A 1,687-nucleotide genomic window follows, 5' to 3' on the forward strand; every position below is an offset into this window, starting at 1 on the left:
TTCTTCTTTGCCGATGCTTATGCGTCATGGCAGCGAGGAACCAACGAGAATACTAACGGCTTAATCAGAGAGTTCTTGCCTAAGGGTTGTGACTTTAGACAAGTCTCTGATAATGAGATACAGGACATTGAGAATAAACTAAACAACAGACCAAGAAAACGATTAGGGTTTAAAACGCCTATGCAGGCGTTCTATAATATAATTTAGCGTTGCACTTGGTGTGTTAATCTAAGTAATAATTGCTACACCAACTGGCAAAACTTGAGATTCCTGTTACACAAAGTTCTCAAAGTAACCGGACAGCGCCGACATGAATATTAAGTGGCTTAACGTTCATGTAAAGGTATTACAAAATATGTCAATATGATGACCTAACCCGTCGTTTAACTCAATGGCTATTATATAGATTATTACTACAGTTTGTTGTGTTTTGTGAGTTGACGTATCTAGTATTGCTTTTATAGCTAAAGCCTTAAACATTCTGGCAGTTCACATAAATATGGTTATATATAAGACCAACCCTTGTCTAAGCTTGAGATTATGCTAAATTAGAGCTAATGGTAAATTTGTTGTAAGACTTCGTATTTATCACTATTGGTCTTATTTATTAAAGCGTTGTAACGTTGTGGTGTTCTCTGTTTTATTCTTTTTACTACTATTGAGCTATTTATATGCCTAAAGTATCGTCGATTACCCGTGTGTTAGAGATTATCGAAGCGGTGTCCTATGCTGCCAAGCCCCTCTCTCCACTTGAGCTGTCTCAAGCGCTCGATATTCCGAAGCCAACCATTCATCGATTGATTCAAAACCTAGTCGACGACGGGTTTGTGACCGTCGATATTGGTGGTGGTATCATTCCTGGAAAGCGCGTGCGCAATCTGAGTGTCGAGCTTTGGCAGCAGCGACTGTTCTTTAATGAGCGGCAAATGATTCTGCAAAATCTGGTCGATGAGATCAAAGAAACTTGCGGCATTGGGGTGCCTTATCAGATGAGTATGATTTATACCAATCGAGCAAAAACGACGCTGCCCATTCAGATTTACCTGCCAGTAGGTGCGAAATCACCGATGTGGTGTACCGCGACAGGTAAGCTTTACTTAAGCCAGTTATCTGCTGCCAGCCGCGCTAAGATACTGCAGGGCTTGCCATTAGACAAATTCACCAAAAACACCATTACCGATATTGATGCGCTAAATGCAGAGCTGGATCGTATCGCAGCCACTGGCGTCGGAATCGACAATGAAGAGTTTATCTCTGAAATGGTCGCCGTATCGGTTCCGATATTGGACAAAAAATCACGCTATCTGGCTTCATTGTATATTCATGCGCCAACCATTCGCGTGTCTTTGGATGACCTTTTGACCCACGTGCCACGTTTACAAAAAGCGGCGCAAGACATCCAATCACTGGTTTACGATCTACAAAGCTAAATTCAAACGTGTTATATAGTCGATTCACTATTAAAAGGAAAGTTTATCCCCGTCGCACGCTATCTGGGCAACCTAAAAAAGGTCTTCGCTACAATAATAGCGAAGACCTTTTTTTATGCTTCTTCCGTCACTCTAAGATATAGTCAGTGAGAAGTAATATCGCTACATCACGTACTGCAGGTAGCGTTTTTAAAGTATTTTAACTAGGGGCTGTATAGAATTGGGAGATAGTTGAAAAAAATAAGCAACGCCTTACA

General features: G+C 41.0%; 2 protein-coding genes. Both read left to right on the top strand.

Annotation, left to right across the window (positions count from 1 at the left end; all coding sequences use genetic code 11):
• A partial coding sequence (locus tag EI161_RS14220) for an IS30 family transposase (protein ID WP_192529909.1) occupies positions 1 to 207 on the top strand: 207 nt, incomplete at its 5' end.
• A gap of 464 nt (positions 208 to 671) precedes the next feature.
• The gene (locus EI161_RS14225; protein WP_192523852.1) at positions 672 to 1,430 is read left to right on the top strand and encodes an IclR family transcriptional regulator; all 759 of its coding nucleotides are present in this window, start codon (positions 672 to 674) and stop codon (positions 1,428 to 1,430) included.
• Positions 1,431 to 1,687: the final 257 nt, after the last annotated feature.

This window comes from Psychrobacter sp. FME5, assembly GCF_014861375.1.
Taxonomy (GTDB): Bacteria; Pseudomonadota; Gammaproteobacteria; order Pseudomonadales; family Moraxellaceae; genus Psychrobacter.

Coding starts and splice junctions, on each gene's coding strand:
- EI161_RS14225 (WP_192523852.1), top strand. CDS start 672: ATGCCTAAAGTATCGTCGATTACCCGTGTGTTAGAGATTATCGAAGCG.